The 15,219-nt window shown below is 57.3% G+C and carries 13 protein-coding genes, 2 tRNA genes and 1 pseudogene; 11 read left to right on the forward strand and 5 right to left on the reverse strand.

The window, feature by feature from the left end; all coding sequences use genetic code 11:
• Nucleotides 1–95 precede the first annotated feature (95 nt).
• On the forward strand, nt 96–734 hold the full coding sequence (locus CAURIC_RS03090) for a mycothiol-dependent nitroreductase Rv2466c family protein (protein ID WP_290183289.1): 639 nt from the start codon (nt 96–98) through the stop codon (nt 732–734).
• A 237-nt stretch (nt 735–971) separates the two neighbouring features.
• A complete protein-coding gene (locus CAURIC_RS03095) occupies nt 972–1,445 on the forward strand; it encodes a ribose-5-phosphate isomerase (protein ID WP_035115546.1) in 474 nt (157 codons plus the stop codon).
• A 54-nt stretch (nt 1,446–1,499) separates the two neighbouring features.
• On the opposite strand, the gene CAURIC_RS03100 is transcribed toward CAURIC_RS03095, so the two are convergent.
• The gene (locus CAURIC_RS03100) at nt 1,500–2,495 is read right to left on the reverse strand and encodes an IS30 family transposase (protein ID WP_156963544.1); all 996 of its coding nucleotides are present in this window, start codon (nt 2,493–2,495) and stop codon (nt 1,500–1,502) included.
• Nucleotides 2,496–3,274: 779 nt separating this feature from the next.
• Nucleotides 3,275–3,490: a helix-turn-helix transcriptional regulator gene (locus CAURIC_RS03105; protein ID WP_035114353.1), complete on the reverse strand. Its 216-nt coding sequence runs from the start codon at nt 3,488–3,490 to the stop codon at nt 3,275–3,277.
• 261 nt (nt 3,491–3,751) lie between these two features.
• Between CAURIC_RS03105 and CAURIC_RS03110 the strand changes: the two genes are divergently transcribed.
• From CAURIC_RS03110 to clpX, 7 genes are all read left to right on the forward strand, one after another.
• Nucleotides 3,752–3,826: transfer RNA gene (locus CAURIC_RS03110), tRNA-Gly, on the forward strand.
• Between the two features lie 720 nt (nt 3,827–4,546).
• Nucleotides 4,547–4,620: transfer RNA gene (locus tag CAURIC_RS03115), tRNA-Pro, on the forward strand.
• A gap of 289 nt (nt 4,621–4,909) precedes the next feature.
• On the forward strand, nt 4,910–6,451 hold the full coding sequence (tig, locus tag CAURIC_RS03120) for a trigger factor (RefSeq protein WP_035114350.1): 1,542 nt from the start codon (nt 4,910–4,912) through the stop codon (nt 6,449–6,451).
• Between the two features lie 304 nt (nt 6,452–6,755).
• Complete coding sequence (locus tag CAURIC_RS03125; RefSeq protein ID WP_035114347.1) at nt 6,756–7,352, forward strand: ATP-dependent Clp protease proteolytic subunit; 597 nt, start codon at nt 6,756–6,758, stop codon at nt 7,350–7,352.
• A 5-nt stretch (nt 7,353–7,357) separates the two neighbouring features.
• On the forward strand, nt 7,358–7,978 hold the full coding sequence (locus tag CAURIC_RS03130) for an ATP-dependent Clp protease proteolytic subunit (RefSeq protein ID WP_070433943.1): 621 nt from the start codon (nt 7,358–7,360) through the stop codon (nt 7,976–7,978).
• 238 nt (nt 7,979–8,216) lie between these two features.
• A complete protein-coding gene (locus CAURIC_RS03135; RefSeq protein WP_156963453.1) occupies nt 8,217–8,390 on the forward strand; it encodes a hypothetical protein in 174 nt (57 codons plus the stop codon).
• On the forward strand, nt 8,366–9,640 hold the full coding sequence (gene clpX, locus CAURIC_RS03140; protein ID WP_035114344.1) for an ATP-dependent Clp protease ATP-binding subunit ClpX: 1,275 nt from the start codon (nt 8,366–8,368) through the stop codon (nt 9,638–9,640). Before CAURIC_RS03135 ends, clpX begins: the two co-directional genes overlap by 25 nt.
• Before the next feature lie 278 nt (nt 9,641–9,918).
• Here the strand turns inward: clpX and CAURIC_RS03145 are convergent, their stop codons facing one another.
• Nucleotides 9,919–10,698: a hypothetical protein gene (locus CAURIC_RS03145; RefSeq protein WP_084588165.1), complete on the reverse strand. Its 780-nt coding sequence runs from the start codon at nt 10,696–10,698 to the stop codon at nt 9,919–9,921.
• Between the two features lie 137 nt (nt 10,699–10,835).
• On the opposite strand from CAURIC_RS03145, the gene CAURIC_RS03150 reads away from it, so the two are divergent.
• Nucleotides 10,836–11,870 (forward strand): malate dehydrogenase, encoded by a 1,035-nt coding sequence (locus CAURIC_RS03150; RefSeq protein ID WP_290183290.1) that lies wholly within the window; start codon nt 10,836–10,838, stop codon nt 11,868–11,870.
• A gap of 292 nt (nt 11,871–12,162) precedes the next feature.
• On the opposite strand, the pseudogene CAURIC_RS03155 reads toward CAURIC_RS03150, so the two are convergent.
• A pseudogene (locus CAURIC_RS03155) lies at nt 12,163–12,621 on the reverse strand (IS30 family transposase); the annotation flags it as partial.
• A 294-nt stretch (nt 12,622–12,915) separates the two neighbouring features.
• Entirely contained in the window at nt 12,916–13,617 is a 702-nt protein-coding gene (locus CAURIC_RS03160; RefSeq protein ID WP_290183291.1) for a helix-turn-helix domain-containing protein, read from the reverse strand.
• 332 nt (nt 13,618–13,949) lie between these two features.
• Between CAURIC_RS03160 and CAURIC_RS03165 the strand changes: the two genes are divergently transcribed.
• Complete coding sequence (locus CAURIC_RS03165; protein ID WP_290183292.1) at nt 13,950–15,095, forward strand: alpha/beta hydrolase; 1,146 nt, start codon at nt 13,950–13,952, stop codon at nt 15,093–15,095.
• Nucleotides 15,096–15,219 lie beyond the last annotated feature (124 nt).

A 15,219-nucleotide genomic window follows, 5' to 3' on the forward strand; every position in this document is an offset into this window, starting at 1 on the left:
TGTAGAGCGGTAGCTGGTGTACTAACCCCGTTCTCACACGACTCCGACTCGGGGGGCGCAGACGCGATGTCTGGGTTGTCGTTACAGTGGGGACCATGGCTACTAACAAAGTAACGATGTTTTTCGATTCCACCTGCCCTTTTGCATGGGTAACCAGTCGCTGGTTGCTTGAAGTTGAGAAGGTCCGTGATGTGACCATTGATTGGGCGCCCATGAGTTTGGCGGTTCTCAATGATGGCCGTGAAGGGCTCGATGAAGGTTATAAAGACCGTATGCAGTTCGCATGGGCGCCGGCCCGGGTGGCTGCTGCTGTGTACACCGAAGCCCCAGAAAAGATCGGCGCCTTTTACACCGCGATGGGCAACCGAATTCACAATGAAAAGCGGGCGAGCTATGAGGATTTGCACGCCAATGACGAATTAATTAAGGAGGCCTTAGCGGAGGCTGGAGCCCCAGCCGAGCTTTTCAACGCGGCATACAAGGGCTTGGGGGAGGATGGTTCCTACGAACAGCAACTACGCGATTCGCACCAACGTGCGCTGGATTTGGTGGGCGACGATGTTGGAACACCGGTTGTGCAGTTGGGCGATACAGCCTTCTTCGGCCCAGTCCTCACCCGTGTGCCTCAAGGTGAGGAAGCCGGTGAACTGTTCGATGCGGCCATGGTTCTGGGTGGCTACCCCCATTTCTTCGAGCTCAAGCGCACGCGTACTGAAGACCCGGTTGCCGAATAAGGTTTCGGTAGTGTAGCCGGTCTGGGCAATCTCGGGCTAGGCGCCGAGTGCCCCGTCGCCGAGTACGTCTTGGCACGACAGCTGGTGACAGGTCAGTGGTCGCTTGGGGCACGCGCCGAGAATCCCGACATCGCAGCGCCGAGAATCCCGACATTGAAGCGTCGAGAATCCCGCCATCGCAGCGCCGAGATTCCCGACATCGAATGCGTATCTGAACCTAACGTCTAAACTGGCACCATGCGTATTTACCTAGGTGCGGACCACGCAGGGTTCGAAATGAAAAATGTCATCAAAGCTCATTTGGCGGACAAGGGATTTGAGGTCGTCGACTGTGGCGCTCACACCTACGATGCCAACGACGATTACCCAGCTTTTTGTATTGACGCCGCCACGAAGGTGGTTGCCGACGAGGGATCTTTGGGAATCGTTCTGGGTGGCTCCGGAAATGGCGAGCAGATCGCTGCAAACAAGGTCCCAGGGGCACGTTGTGCGCTGGCCTGGTCTGTCGAGACCGCCAAGTTGGCGCGCGAGCACAACAATGCGCAGCTCATCGGTTTGGGTGGGCGTATGCATTCTGAGGAAGAGGCCTTGGCCATCGTGGATGCTTTTGTCTCCCAGCCGTGGAGCCAGGAGGAGCGCCACCAGCGTCGCATCGACATCCTCGCTGAGTATGAACGCACCGGTGAGGCCCCGGAGGTCCCCGGCCAGTAATACTCGCGTTTCTACCGAAACATCGGCGGATTCTTGCGGTCGTGGAAACACATCCTATATTTCTGATAACCCTAGCAGGGCGGCCATTCGTTCTGCTGGAGTGTCGAAGTCGAGTGTTTTGCGGGGACGCCGGTTAAGCTGCATTGCTACGAATTCCAGGTCGTGTTCGGTGTGAACGCTTAAGTCGGTTCCTTTCGGGAAGTATTGTCGCAGTAGCCCATTGGTGTTTTCGTTGGTACCGCGTTGCCACGGCGATCCCGGGTCACAGAAGTACACTGGGCAGTCTGTGGCGACTGAAAAGGATTTGTGTCCTGCCATCTCACTTCCTTGATCCCAGGTCAACGATCCTTTGAGGTGATTGGGAAGAGTGCCTATGGCCTTGACTAAGGCGTTTCTGACAGCGACAGCGTCATGGCTATCAGGAAGATGCAGCAACATCACATACCTGGTAGTTCGTTCGACGAGAGTTCCGATAGCGGACTTGTTTCCTTTGCCTAGTATCAGGTCGCCTTCCCAGTGCCCTGGCACAGCTCGGTCTTCGACCTCGGCAGGCCGGTCCGAAATCATCACCATCGGATCGATGAATCGGTTCCTGGCAATACGTTGCCCGCGCGGTTTGCGCACTGTGCGTCCTTGGCGCAGGCATGATGCGATTTCTTTCTTCAACTCGCCTTTGGCCTGGAAGAACAAAGCTTGGTAGATGGTTTCAGTACACACGTGCATAGTGTCATCGCCGGGATGATCTTTACGCAACCGTCCAGCAATCTGCTCCGGAGAAAGCTTCTCACGCAGCATATCCATAACCGTTGGCCATAGAGCCGGCACGGAGTCGATCTTGCGTTTTTTGGGCCGGAATCTCCGAAGCACTGATTTGCGATGAGCATGAGTGGGCAAATACAGACCAAAGTCATCTTGGTTACGGCGTAGCTCTTTGCTGATAGTGCCGGGTGAGCGGTTCAACCGGCGGGCTATGGCACGCACTCCTACTCCCTGATGATGCAAATCAGAAATAAGCTCACGTTCTTCAATGCTGAGATACCGCGGTGATATGCGCTGATCAATACGAGCCTGGGGCACGATAGCAATAGGTAGTGACTGTCGGCCGTCTACATACTCAAGAACCTGCATGAGCCGGTTATACAGTGCTTTATCGGGCCCATCGGGTTCAAACGCTACGCGCTGTCTGCCCAGTTTGATCAGATTTTTGTCGATATCCAGAGCATCACGTTGGTTGATGCCACACACCGATGCGGCATCCTTGCGCCCTGACGCATTGACTCTAAGTTGTAGGTACCCGCAGCGTCTGGTGGTTGCGGCAGCTCGTCGTCCATGCGGGTTGCGTTTCCACAAGCCCAGTTCAATACCGATCCGATAGACCACGCTCGAGTTGACCTTGCATTGACGAGCAATATCCATCGGCGCCCAACCAGCAAGCCACAACTGGCTGATACGCTCTGAATCCTCCGATGACGTAACACGATATCGTCGAACTTCCACGTCCAACTGCCGGGCAAGCCGATACGCCACAGAATGAGGCAACCCGACGCTGACAGCGGCAGCACGAACAGAGCTTCCTGCCTGCATCAAACTACAAAAACGTTCGACCACAACAGAATCCGGGTCCCACCGAGACTCCAAGACAACACCTCACACGAAGTCAGGTGTTTCCACGATCACTAGAACTTGCCCATCTGGCCCCAGAAATCGAAGCCCCCGGATCCCTATTGCGGAATTCGGGGGCTTGGTTTTGCGGTGATATGTCTCTGTGAATGGAATGTGGTGAAGTTCCCGGAGACGAGGGAACAAGGGTGGGAGATTAACTGAAAGGCTTACTTTTCGCGCTGTGCGATGCGGTTATTGTGCCACTCGCGGATATCGTCCGAAAGCCAGAGTGTTAACCCGTGATGCTTGGCTACGGGCTCAGGCGCGCGACCGCGCCCAGCGTAACTGGTGAATGTCCCACGGGCAGTTCCCGTGTATTCAGCACACTGGGAAGCTGTCCACAGCTCAACTCCCGTGTCCTTGTCGATAATGATCGGTTGCATATTAAGTATGATAGCGTCCGGTTTTGGTGACGAGGATAGGTGTATTGCCTGTCGGGGGGGACGCACATTAGCTAACATACCGGAAAACTGCAGGTTAAGGGAAACCCTATGGGGGAAAGGAGAGGCGACAGTTGAACGGCCGAAAGTTCGAATTTGATTAGTCATGTGAATGGCGTGTAGGCTTTGGCTCCAGTGGTTACGCTACTTACTGCACGCTATCGCCGGGCCGGTTGTAGTGAGCAACGTAGAGTTACTACTTAGGGGAACGTCGTATAGTGGCTAATACCTCAGCCTTCCAAGCTGAAGACGCGGGTTCGATTCCCGTCGTTCCCTCCAGTTCAGGGGCGGTTTTAACTCCCTATTGCCTTTTTAGTCATGACGTAAGTCATGACAATAGTGGCATAGGTGCTTTCTCATGTGTACTCATCCGGGGGGTGGGTGGGGGTTAATTCGGATGGGCCACCTTTGTGATGGCGGGGGTGGGCAGCACGAATCCTAAGCATGCCAGTGGGTTGTGGGGTTCCATCGCAGTCGCTACAGGAACTGGGGTGATGCTCAGCATTTCGGTGCAGATTTTCCTCGTCAGTATCGCCACTGTCTTTCCAGTAGATCAGTACCGCCGCTGTCTTTCCAGTAAATCAGTATCGCCACTGTCTTTCCAGTAGATCAGTATCGCCGCTATCTTTCCAATAGAACACTGGATGGAATGGGTCACGTCTCCACGCTTATTGGATTGGGCTTGCAGTCTCCAGTCTTTAGCCTCGTTATTAGGCCTACCGGGATAGCGTTGCTGGTAACGATCGCTTACGCTGCTGTGAGCTTTGTGCTGGATATAGTAATTCCAACTTCATTAGATGCCGACCATGCGTAGGGGACTGCTGTAACGATAGGTGCTACATGCTCTGGCTTGCCCATTCCCTGTGCCCGTTGAATTCGTTCTACTGATCGTATGCCACAAGCCCCTGAACTGTCGTTTTGTGTTTCCCTCCCGGTGCACGTAAAGTAATGCACGCAACAGCGCAAGCACCTCCTTGGGGGTGCTAGTGTTTTGTGGATCGGGATATGGCGCAGTTTGGTAGCGCACTCGCTTTGGGAGCGAGGGGTCGTGGGTTCAAATCCCGCTATCCCGACAGTACTAAAATGACCCTCGGGCTAACCAGCCCGAGGGTCATTCGCATATTCGCGGCCCCGGGGGGATAGATCAAAGTCGGCGTGACGTGGCGGGATTAACTTGTTCCAGCGCGTTCAGTTTGGCCAAGGGCCCAGTAATAATCGACCCTTACGAAGCCAGCGGGGCGTCGACATATAAAATTGACGAACGACCGAAAAGATGCGGGAACGACCGCGCCCCAGAAACGGCGTATCGTGACAAAAGACCGCATCCGCGAAACCCTATTATCGACACAGGAGTGTGCATTCGTGAAGAGCTCTGTAGAGAAGCTGAGCGCCACCCGCACCAAGATCACCGTCGAGGTACCCTTCGAGGAGCTCAAGCCGGAGTTCGACAAGGCGTATGCCTCCCTGGCGCAACAAGTAAACATGCCAGGATTCCGCAAGGGTAAGGCCCCTGCAAAGTTGCTGGAAGCGCGTCTAGGCCGTGGCATGGTGCTGGATCAGGTAATAAACGAGATGCTGCCAAGCCGTTACAGCCAGGCAGTCGATGAGCACGACCTCAAGGTGCTTAGCCAGCCGGACATCGACATCACCGAGCTGGAAGATGGCAAGCACGTCATCTTCACTGCTGAGGTTGACGTTCGCCCAGAGATCGACGTTCCAGACTTCTCCAAGATTTCCGTCGAGGTCGACCCAGTAGTCGCCGACGAGGCTGCAGTCGACGAGGAACTGAAGAACCTACAGGCACGCTTCGGCACCCTGAAGCCAGTTGAGCGCGCTGTGAAGAAGGGCGACTTCGTTTCCATTGATCTCTCCGCCACCATCGATGGTGAGACCGTTGACGAGGCGACTACCGAGGGGCTGTCCCACGAGGTCGGCAACGATTCCCTCATTGAGGGCTTGGACGATACCCTGGTCGGCATGAAGGAGGGGGAGGAAAACACCTTCACCTCTAAGCTCGTTGCCGGTGAGCACGCGGATGAAGAGGCCGAAGTCACCGTGAAGGTCGTATCCGTCAAGGAACGTGAACTGCCAGAGCTCGATGACGAGTTCGCACAGCTGGCTTCCGAGTTCGACACCTTGGATGAGCTGCGCGACTCCCTGAAGACCCAGGTGGAGAACCAGCTGAAGAATACCCAGGCCGGTCAGATTCGTGACAAGGTCTTGGAAGCTGCTCTGGACCAGGTCGAGGTTCCGCTGCCTGAGTCCGTTGTCAAGGAGCAGGTCGACGGGCAGATCCAGCAGATCATCGCCCAGTTCGGTGGTGACGAGAAGGTATTCGAGTCCATGCTGGCCGCACAGGACTTGACCCGTGAGAAGTTCGAAGAGGACGCACGCAGCTCCGCTGAGGATTCCGTGCGCACCCAGTTGTTCCTCGATGCGCTGGCTGACGTTGAGCAGCCAAACGTCTCCCAGGAAGAGCTGATGGACCACATCGCGTTCACGGCTAACCAGTACGGTATGGACCCGAACCAGTTCATCATGCAGCTGCAGCAGGCTAACCAGCTGGGCAGTCTGTTCGCCGACGTTCGTCGCGGTAAGGCTCTGGCATTGAACATCGCCAAGACCTCCGTGAAGGACACTGACGGCGAGGTTGTCGATCCCAAGCAGTTCTTTGGCGAGGAAGAGGCCGAGGGTGCCGAGGCCGAGGAGTCCACGGCTGACGCGAAGACCGAGAAGAAGGCCGGCACCAAGACCGAGAAGAAGGCCGAGGACAAGGACGACAAGCCTGCGAAGAAGACCGCAGCTAAGAAGTCCACCAAGAAGACTGCGGCGAAGAAGTCCACCGCCAAGAAGTCCACGACGAAGAAGTCCACCAAGAAGGCTGACTCTTCAGAGGACAAGTAAATCCCTGCTCCGCCCTCTGGCCCTTGCTGAGCACTGACTGTCGCGCGGAATAGTGCGTGGGCGTGGCCACCAGCGGATGAGGGGCGGGGTTTCTAGGGTTTAGACGCTCCCACTGGTCTTGTCGACAAGGCCGGTGGGCTTTGTCTTTTCCTGTCTCAATGCCTGCAGCTTTTTTCGTTTCGACGCCGACCTCCTCCCCGGATCGTGCGCTGATAGCGAACAACCGCCTTCGGCGACACACGATGTCGGTAGGCGTGACTAGGCTGGGGCGCACAACGAATTACACCTTGCTATAAGGAGCACAATGAGTACTCAATCCAGCCCTCGGGCGGCTAACGGCATGGAGGCCCCGAACATGAACGATCATGTCTTCGAGCGCCTGCTGCGGGAGCGCATTATCTTCCTCGGCAGCCAGGTCGATGACGAGATCGCCAACAAGCTCTGTGCCCAGATCCTGTTGTTGGCGGCGGAGGATCCCACCAAGGACATCTCCCTGTACATCAACTCTCCCGGTGGTTCGGTCACTGCGGGCATGGCTATCTACGACACGATGCGTTACGCACCGTGCGATATTGCCACCTACGGCATGGGATTGGCAGCATCCATGGGGCAGTTCCTGTTGTCCGCCGGCACTAAGGGAAAGCGCTACGCTTTGCCACACGCTCGCATTATGATGCACCAGCCATCTGCCGGTGTGGGCGGTACCGCTGCGGACATTGCTATCCAGGCTGAGCAGTTTGCGCATACTAAGCGCGAAATGGCGGAGCTCATTGCTGAGTTCACCGGCCAGACCGTGGAGCAGATTACCAAGGATTCGGATCGTGATCGCTGGTTCACGGCCCAGCAAGCCAAGGAGTACGGCTTCGTTGATCACGTCATCACCTCTGCGAAGGAGAAGTAAGAACCATGCAGATGCCAGAAATGCGATACATCCTGCCATCCTTCGTAGAGCACTCTAGCTACGGTGCGAAGGAATCTAATCCGTACAACAAGCTGTTCGAGGAGCGCATCATTTTCCTGGGAACCCAGGTCGATGATGCTTCCGCCAATGACATCATGGCGCAGCTGTTGGTTTTGGAAGGTCTCGATCCAGACCGTGATATCACCATGTACATCAACTCGCCCGGTGGTTCTTTCACCAGCTTGATGGCGATTTACGACACGATGCAGTACGTACGCCCCGATGTACAGACCGTGTGCCTCGGGCAGGCAGCATCCGCTGCCGCGGTGTTGCTGGCTGCCGGTACCCCGGGCAAGCGTGCCGCGTTGCCGAACGCCCGAGTGCTGATTCACCAGCCTGCCACCGGCGGGGTTCAGGGCCAGGTTTCCGACTTGGAGATTCAGGCCAAGGAAATCGAGCGCATGCGTACCCTGATGGAAACCACGTTGGCGCGCCACACCGGTCGCACTGCCGAGCAGGTTCGAATCGACACGGACCGTGACAAGATCCTTACCGCTGAGGAAGCCAAGGAATACGGCATCATCGATCAGGTATTTGAATACCGAAAGCTTTCCGCGCAAGATTAAGTTCTTAACGAAGAAATGCGTTGTCATCGCGGGGTTCGGGGCCGGTAGGCCGCGGGCCCCGCGTGGCGTCGGTAATGAAGAAGTCTAGATGTGGCCGGCGTGATTTGCCCTGTGGCGGTGAGTGCTGTGGGGGAGGGGGGGCGTCGGTAATGAAGAAGTCTAGATGTGGCCGGCGTGATTTGCCCTGCGGCGGTGAGTGCTGGGGGGAGAGGGGCGTCGGTTCAATAGAGTAAGAAATGTGCGACACACCCATCGCCAGCAGGACACGGTGATGGTTGCGGCGGCGGGTAAAGTGGAAAGCCTGAAGGCCGAAGGTGCTGTCGTTGTGGGGAATGTGGCAACGGGGCAGCGCTCCGAGAGATTAGTAGAAAGCTGGACTGGAAACTCATGCCAGAAAGCGCAGAGCTATTGAAGTGCTCATTTTGCGGAAAGAGTCAAAAACAGGTCCGCAAGCTCATCGCGGGGCCTGGTGTTTACATCTGCGATGAATGCATTGAACTGTGCAACGAGATCATTGAAGAGGAAATGATCTCCGCACCTGGTGGTGAGGGGAGCGATAAGCTGCCGAAACCATCGGAAATCGCTAAGTTCTTGGACGAATACGTCATCGGCCAAGACGATGCCAAGCGCACTTTGGCAGTGGCTGTGTACAACCATTACAAACGCATCAAGGTGGAGGAGGCCAATGCATCGGCCCGTCGCAGTGATGATGAAGTGGAGCTCAGCAAGTCCAATATCTTGATGCTGGGGCCAACTGGTTCCGGTAAGACCTACCTGGCACAGTCTCTCGCCCGGAAGTTGGACGTGCCCTTCGCTATCGCCGATGCCACCAGCCTGACGGAGGCCGGTTACGTGGGCGAAGACGTGGAAAACATCCTGCTCAAACTGCTGCAGGCTGCGGATTTTGATGTAGCGAAGGCGCAGCGCGGGATCATTTACGTTGACGAGGTTGACAAGATTTCGCGGAAGTCGGAAAACCCTTCCATCACGCGCGATGTTTCGGGAGAAGGTGTGCAGCAGGCGCTGCTGAAGATTCTGGAGGGCACCGTTGCCAGCGTTCCGCCACAAGGTGGGCGCAAGCACCCCAACCAGGAGTTCATCCAATTCGACACGAAGAACGTGTTGTTCATTGTGGCGGGTGCGTTTGCGGGGCTGGAGAAGGTGGTCTCCGAACGTCGAGGCAAGAAGGGGTTGGGTTTCGGAGCTGAGATCAGCGGAAAGAAAGACGAGGAGCCGAATCCGTTCCAGTTCGTTGAGCCCGAGGATCTGGTGAAATTCGGGTTGATTCCGGAGCTGATTGGTCGTCTCCCCGTGGTCACCCACGTGGGGCACCTGGATGAGCAGGCGCTTGTACGGGTTCTGACCGAGCCGAAAAATTCCCTAGTGCGCCAGTATCAGCGGTTGTTCGAGATGGACGGGGTGCAGCTGAGCTTCACTGATGAGGCGCTGACCGAGATAGCTCAGCAGGCACTCGCGCGCGAAACCGGTGCCCGCGGGCTGCGGTCCATCATGGAGACAATCTTGTTGCCGATCATGTTCGCCATCCCAGAGGACGAGAAGACAGGTGAGGTCGTGATCACTGGTGAGTGCGCTGCTGGCAAGGCGGAGCCCACGCTACTGAGCCACGAGGAAGTTGCGGAGCGTGAGCGGAAGTCCGCGTAGGTTCGTGACTGCCGTGCTTGGGATGCTGCGCTAAGCGGCGGGTGCGATAGGCCGCGGGCGTGGTTGGAGGCGGATGCGATAGGCCGCGGGCGTGGTTGGGGGTGGGTGCGATGGGCCGCGGGCGTGGTTGGAGGCGGATGCGATAGGCCGCGGGCGTGGTTGGGGGTGGGTGTGATGGGCCGCGGGCGTGGTTGGAGGCGGATGCGATAGGCCGCGGGCGTGGTGCTTGGGCCGTGTTGGCTGTTTGACTGACTGGGCCAGCGGTGGCTTAGTTCTAGCTACTCCCAGTCGTGGTGCTCAGTGGCGTATAACGAGGCCGCCACCGAGCTCGGCAGCCCCACCGAACTGGTGTGGGTTTGTGAAGAGTGCGTGTATGACGAGCCCTGGGACGTCGGCATGGTGGTCGTGAGGAATGCGAGTACTGCATCCTCGGTCAGCTTGGTCATCCCTTGCCAGTTAGCTTCATCGGAGGCATTCATGCCGTATAGAGCGTGAAACGCGGGCCCGTGCGCCATGGGGAAAGAGCACAGCGCCACGATGATCACGTAGAGGTCTTCCGCGGAGACGCCGTAGCGAAATGCACCGATGTCGTGGCCTCGCATTAGCACGCGATCGAGTTGCAAGATAACAGGCGATTGCTCCAGTTCCACCGTTGGTATCTCGTTGCTTTCCCTGCGACCCACATTGTCGGCCACGATGAAAGCGACCTCCGCTGGATGCTGATGGAAGCGGTGGAAAGTGGTGCTGACCAGGTGGCGCAGCGCGTTGACAGGGGTGAGGGTGTACAGCTCCTCATCCATGACCGCATCGAGGTTTTCGTCCAATTCCGGCCAGATCTGAGCGTGCGCGAAGCGCAGACACTCCCCATACAGCTCCGCAATATCCGCGAGTGGCCGCTGGGTCGCGGGTACTCCGCTGCGGTGAGCGAGCTCTTCTTTTTCCTGCTCACTTACTTCTTCTCGACGCCCCGCTAGCAGCGGTAGCGCCTCTGTCATGAGTCTTAGGTAGTCACCGGAAGGTAGCCCGTATCGTGCAGCAGATTGGGGGAGGTTGGACATGTTCCACATCCTACCCAGACGGAAAACCGCAGCGACGGCTAACCTCGAGAGGGTAGCAAGAACCGAGGGATAGTGGTTTTCGCTTAAGGATCACTGGCTCGGCGCACGCACGCTCAATGGAAGGATTACAGAACATCATGAATCAGCAGGTTACGAACCAGCAGTTAGCAAACAATGGCTCCACGCTGAACGATAGTTTCCCAGTTACGGTGACTGTCACCGGCGCGGCTGGTCAGATCGGCTATTCACTCCTCTTCCGGTTGGCTACTGGCGAGGTTTTCGGTCAGCGCAAGGTCAATCTGCGGTTGCTGGAGACGGAAGAGGGCGCGAAGGTTGCCAAGGGCGTAGCCATGGAACTGGCCGATTGCGCGTTCCCCTTGCTGGGTGAGGTGACGATTAGCACTGATCCCGCAGAGGGCTTTAAGGGCGCCAACGCGGCTTTTCTTGTGGGAGCAAAGCCTCGCCAAAAGGGGGAGGAGCGGTCTGACCTGCTCCAAGCCAACGGCAAGATTTTCGCACCGCAGGGTAAAGCGATTGGTGAGGTAGCCGCAGATGACATTCGAGTACTGGTGGTCGGAAACCCAGCAAATACCAATGCGGCCATTGTGGCTGCGCACGCTCAGGGTGTGGCCCCGAAGCAGATTACGGCCCTGACTCGCTTGGATCATAATCGTGCATTAGCGCAGGTCGCAGAAAAGTTGGATGTGGCCGTGACAGATCTGACAAACATGACTGTGTGGGGTAACCACTCGGCCACTCAGTTCCCGGATGTTACCGAGCTAAAGGTCAAGGGGGAACCCGCAGAGGACAAGCTTGACGACCAGTGGGTCAACGATGAGTTCATTCCGCGTGTGGCTAAGCGTGGCGCGGAAATCATCGAAGTTCGTGGGCGTAGCTCCGCGGCGTCTGCTGCTTCTGCGGCATGTGATCATATGCGTACTTGGATTAACGGAACTGCTGAGAATGACTGGGTTTCCGTTGCATTGCCTTCCGATGGCTCGTACGGAGTTCCAGAAGGCCTAGTGAGCAGCTTCCCTTGCCGCAGCGTGGACGGGCAGTGGGAGATTGTCCAAGGTCTAGAGCTCTCAGACGATCAGCGTGACCGGATTAACAATTCCGTGGCGGAACTGCAGGAAGAGCTAGATGCAGTGAAATCTGCTGGATTGGTTTGACAAAGCGCGTTGGTGGGAGCCGTCGCTATATAGGTTGTCAGTCCCCCAGGTGAGCTTGCCAGTCCCGCAGGTGAGGTTGCCAGTCCCCCAGGTGCGGTTGTTGGAGACTAGGTAGTTCGTGAGGGGATAGGAGGCGCTCCCGAACGCCTCAGTGCCGGTGTTTTCGCGCGCAAAGCAGTGCCGGAGCGCTCCCGAACGTACCAGTGCCGGAGTTTTCGTGCGCAACACAGCGCCGGTGTTTTCGCGGTGAAAACGAATGTGCAGCAGAAGTCCAACAAAATCGCGGGAAGGGTCAGGCGGTGAATGCAACATCTTCGGATGGATCGAGGTTAAAGAATACTTCCCTCGGGGTCAGCCCATCTAGCACCACCCGTGGAGTGTCGTTGATCAGGTCTTCATATTCCTGGAGTTGCTCATGGGTCACCGTGGCAAGATCGGTGCCTTTCGGAATGAATCGGCGTAGCTCGGCATTAATATTCTCGTTACTCGGCCGCTGCCATGGGGAGTGCGGATCGCAGAAGTAGAGCTTCAACCCCTCAAAATGTTCGGCCAGCTGACCACTGGCAGCCATTTCCGCGCCCTGATCCCAGGTCAGGGTCTGGACGCGACGGTCTGGGGCGATAGCCATCTGGTTGATCTGCCCGAGCATGTCTTTCAACGCGGTGACCACGGTCTGGGACGTGTGATCGGTGGTTAACAACCTGGCCATGAACAACCGGCTATGCCGTTCTATCAAGGTGATGATCGCGTGCTTTCCACCCTGAGCGCCTCACACGAGATCACCTTCCCAATGCCCTGGCACCGCCCGGTCAGCAGCGTGTGGTGGGCGGGTGGAATATTGTCGCGCCATGAACCCATGGTTTCGCCCCGCGCCCGCGAGTCGGTAGCTTCGAGCGGGGTCGTCGTCCTGTGCGACCTGATCGAAAGGGCGTAGTCGACGGTTAACTCATGGCGTAGCCCACCAGCTGCTTGGACGTAGAGGGCTTGGTACATCGTTTCGTGTGACAAGGTCAACTCCTGATGAATGCCGGATAAACGTTTCAGCCTAGCTACAATACGTTTCGGTGAGACCTGCCGGTTCAAGCAGTCGAATGACGATACGTCGTAACGTGGTATGAGCATCAAGTTTTCGCGGTTTCGGGCGTTTGGCTGCATCGATGCTGCGTTGCTGGGCTATCAGTGGGTGATACACCCCGTCGATACTGTTGCGGGTTACCTCGCGGCTGATCACGCTGGGATGCCTGCCGAGTTGTCGGGCGGTGCGGCGGATGGAATAACTCTGATCTAGGCAAAACTTGATGTAGACCCGGTCGAACGCGGTTAAGCGCATACCCCGGCCGACTTTGACTGTCGCTGGCTGATAATTCACCACCACGGGGTCTACTGACAACACAATGGGTTGATCACGGTTACTTGTCGACGATACCGACGGGCGGGACACAGGCATGACAGAATTATGTACCCACCGGTACACGGTAACTGGGTGGACACCAGTTCTGGCGGCAATATCGTGATCACTTCGCCCAGCACATGCTAAGAACATGACCATCATCTGCGTGGCTGTCTTGTGGGTGGCAAGACCACCACCACGTCCCCGCGCAAGGCGCGCACCTTGGCTTGTGATGTAGTCCCGCAACGCACGGTCGGTACAGCCAGTGGCTTGGGCTGCGTGCAGTGCGCTGTAGCGGTGGTTCGCGATCAGGTCGAAAGCAGCAACAACAGCAGGATCGGGAGTGTAGGACATCATCAACACCTCATGAACAAATCAGGGTGTTGCATTCACCACTAGACCCCACCACGCGTTTTTGTTCGACTTCTGCTGCACATTTTGCATGCTGTGGGGCAGCGTGTCCGGTGGCGGGCACTTCGCTCCGCGTGGTTCGTTCTCGGGGTGCGTGGGGCCAGCGTGTCCGGTGGCGGGCACTTCGCTCCGCGGTGTTTGTTCCCGGGGTGCGGGGGCCAGCTTGATTTTCCAGCTCGTCGCAGCGAGCCATACCGTTACTCACGACCCCAAAAAAATTTTGCGCGGGAAACCGAAATTCGGCCCGCCCCTCGCAGTTGCGTGCCACGATGATGATTATGACGAATTCCGGTGCCAATTCTCACAAACAGTTCCCCGAATCCGCCGATACTCCATCTGTGCCCCGTTACGCGCAAGCTCCCCGAGCGCAAACGCTTCCGCAATATGATCTTTTCACACGGGCCATGGCCGTCGGAAGCAGGGCGATGACCGCGCTCCCTGCGCCTCTTTTGAAACTAGCTGGGACACGCACGAACCGCGATGGCAATGTCTTAGACTCTGACATCGCCCTCACCCTCAAAGTCCTCGGAATCATTCACAGCAAACAATATTGGGAGGTGACCATTGATGAAGCTCGTCAAATGATCGATGACGAAGCTTTCATGGGAGCAGGAAATACGCTTCCCGTAGGAAGCGTGACGGAGCACGACGTGCGGGGAGTGCGCGTTCGCCACTACCGACCCCAGGGGGCGGAATCCCCTGATCGAGCTCAAGCGACCGTTGTTTACTTCCACGGCGGCGGGTGGACCCTCGGCTCGCTGGATTCCCATGATTCGACCTGCCGCTGGATCTGCAACCGGGCAGAAGTAGCGGTACTGTCCGTGGATTATCGCCTCGCACCCGAGCACCGTTTCCCCGCGGGGTTTGACGATGCTTATGCGGTCGTGGATGCTGCCATGTCCACAGGGGAAATCGCTGGCGTGGATTCGCAAAGGATCGCGGTGGCGGGGGATTCCGCCGGCGGTAACTTCGCTGCAGCGGTTTGTTTGCGGCGTCGAGATGAAAAGAAACCCCAGCCGGCCCTGCAGGTACTGATCGTGCCTGTGACCAACTTGGCACAACCCCGATCGGAGAGTTACCACGAGTTTTCCGAAGGGCTTTTCCTCACCAGCGAGCAGATGGATTGGTACGAAAAACAGTACCTCGGGCCAGATGGCGATCGCCAGAATCCCTACGTATCCCCACTTTTGGCGGCCGATGTGGCGGGTGTGGCACCGGCAAATGTGGCGGTCGCGGGCTTTGATCCCCTGCGCGATGAGGGCGAAGCCTACGCAAGGAGGCTGGCGGAGCACGGGGTGCCAGTTACACTGCGACGCCACGCGGGCCTCGTTCACCCATTCGCGAACTCGACGGGGATTTGGTCTGGCGCTCGGCGTGCCATGGATGAAGCGGTGGGAGCTATCCGTTTCGCGCTGCAAGTTTAAGCCGGACCAAGGGACAAATGCGCGTGATCGAGGCAGGTGTATAACGCTTTCCGGTCAATCCCGGCTGTGCAGTGGTGTGTTAGCTGACGAGCTGCAGGGGATGTCCGTACTGTCTACTACACTG

The organism is Corynebacterium auriscanis (assembly GCF_030408435.1).
In the GTDB taxonomy this organism is placed as follows: domain Bacteria; phylum Actinomycetota; class Actinomycetes; order Mycobacteriales; family Mycobacteriaceae; genus Corynebacterium; species Corynebacterium auriscanis.

Coding starts and splice junctions, on each gene's coding strand:
- CAURIC_RS03165 (WP_290183292.1), top strand. CDS start 13,950: ATGACGAATTCCGGTGCCAATTCTCACAAACAGTTCCCCGAATCCGCC.
- CAURIC_RS03145 (WP_084588165.1), bottom strand. CDS start 10,698: ATGTCCAACCTCCCCCAATCTGCTGCACGATACGGGCTACCTTCCGGT.
- CAURIC_RS03150 (WP_290183290.1), top strand. CDS start 10,836: ATGAATCAGCAGGTTACGAACCAGCAGTTAGCAAACAATGGCTCCACG.
- CAURIC_RS03130 (WP_070433943.1), top strand. CDS start 7,358: ATGCAGATGCCAGAAATGCGATACATCCTGCCATCCTTCGTAGAGCAC.
- CAURIC_RS03095 (WP_035115546.1), top strand. CDS start 972: ATGCGTATTTACCTAGGTGCGGACCACGCAGGGTTCGAAATGAAAAAT.
- CAURIC_RS03125 (WP_035114347.1), top strand. CDS start 6,756: ATGAGTACTCAATCCAGCCCTCGGGCGGCTAACGGCATGGAGGCCCCG.
- CAURIC_RS03160 (WP_290183291.1), bottom strand. CDS start 13,617: ATGATGTCCTACACTCCCGATCCTGCTGTTGTTGCTGCTTTCGACCTG.
- CAURIC_RS03090 (WP_290183289.1), top strand. CDS start 96: ATGGCTACTAACAAAGTAACGATGTTTTTCGATTCCACCTGCCCTTTT.
- CAURIC_RS03105 (WP_035114353.1), bottom strand. CDS start 3,490: ATGCAACCGATCATTATCGACAAGGACACGGGAGTTGAGCTGTGGACA.
- clpX (WP_035114344.1), top strand. CDS start 8,366: ATGCCAGAAAGCGCAGAGCTATTGAAGTGCTCATTTTGCGGAAAGAGT.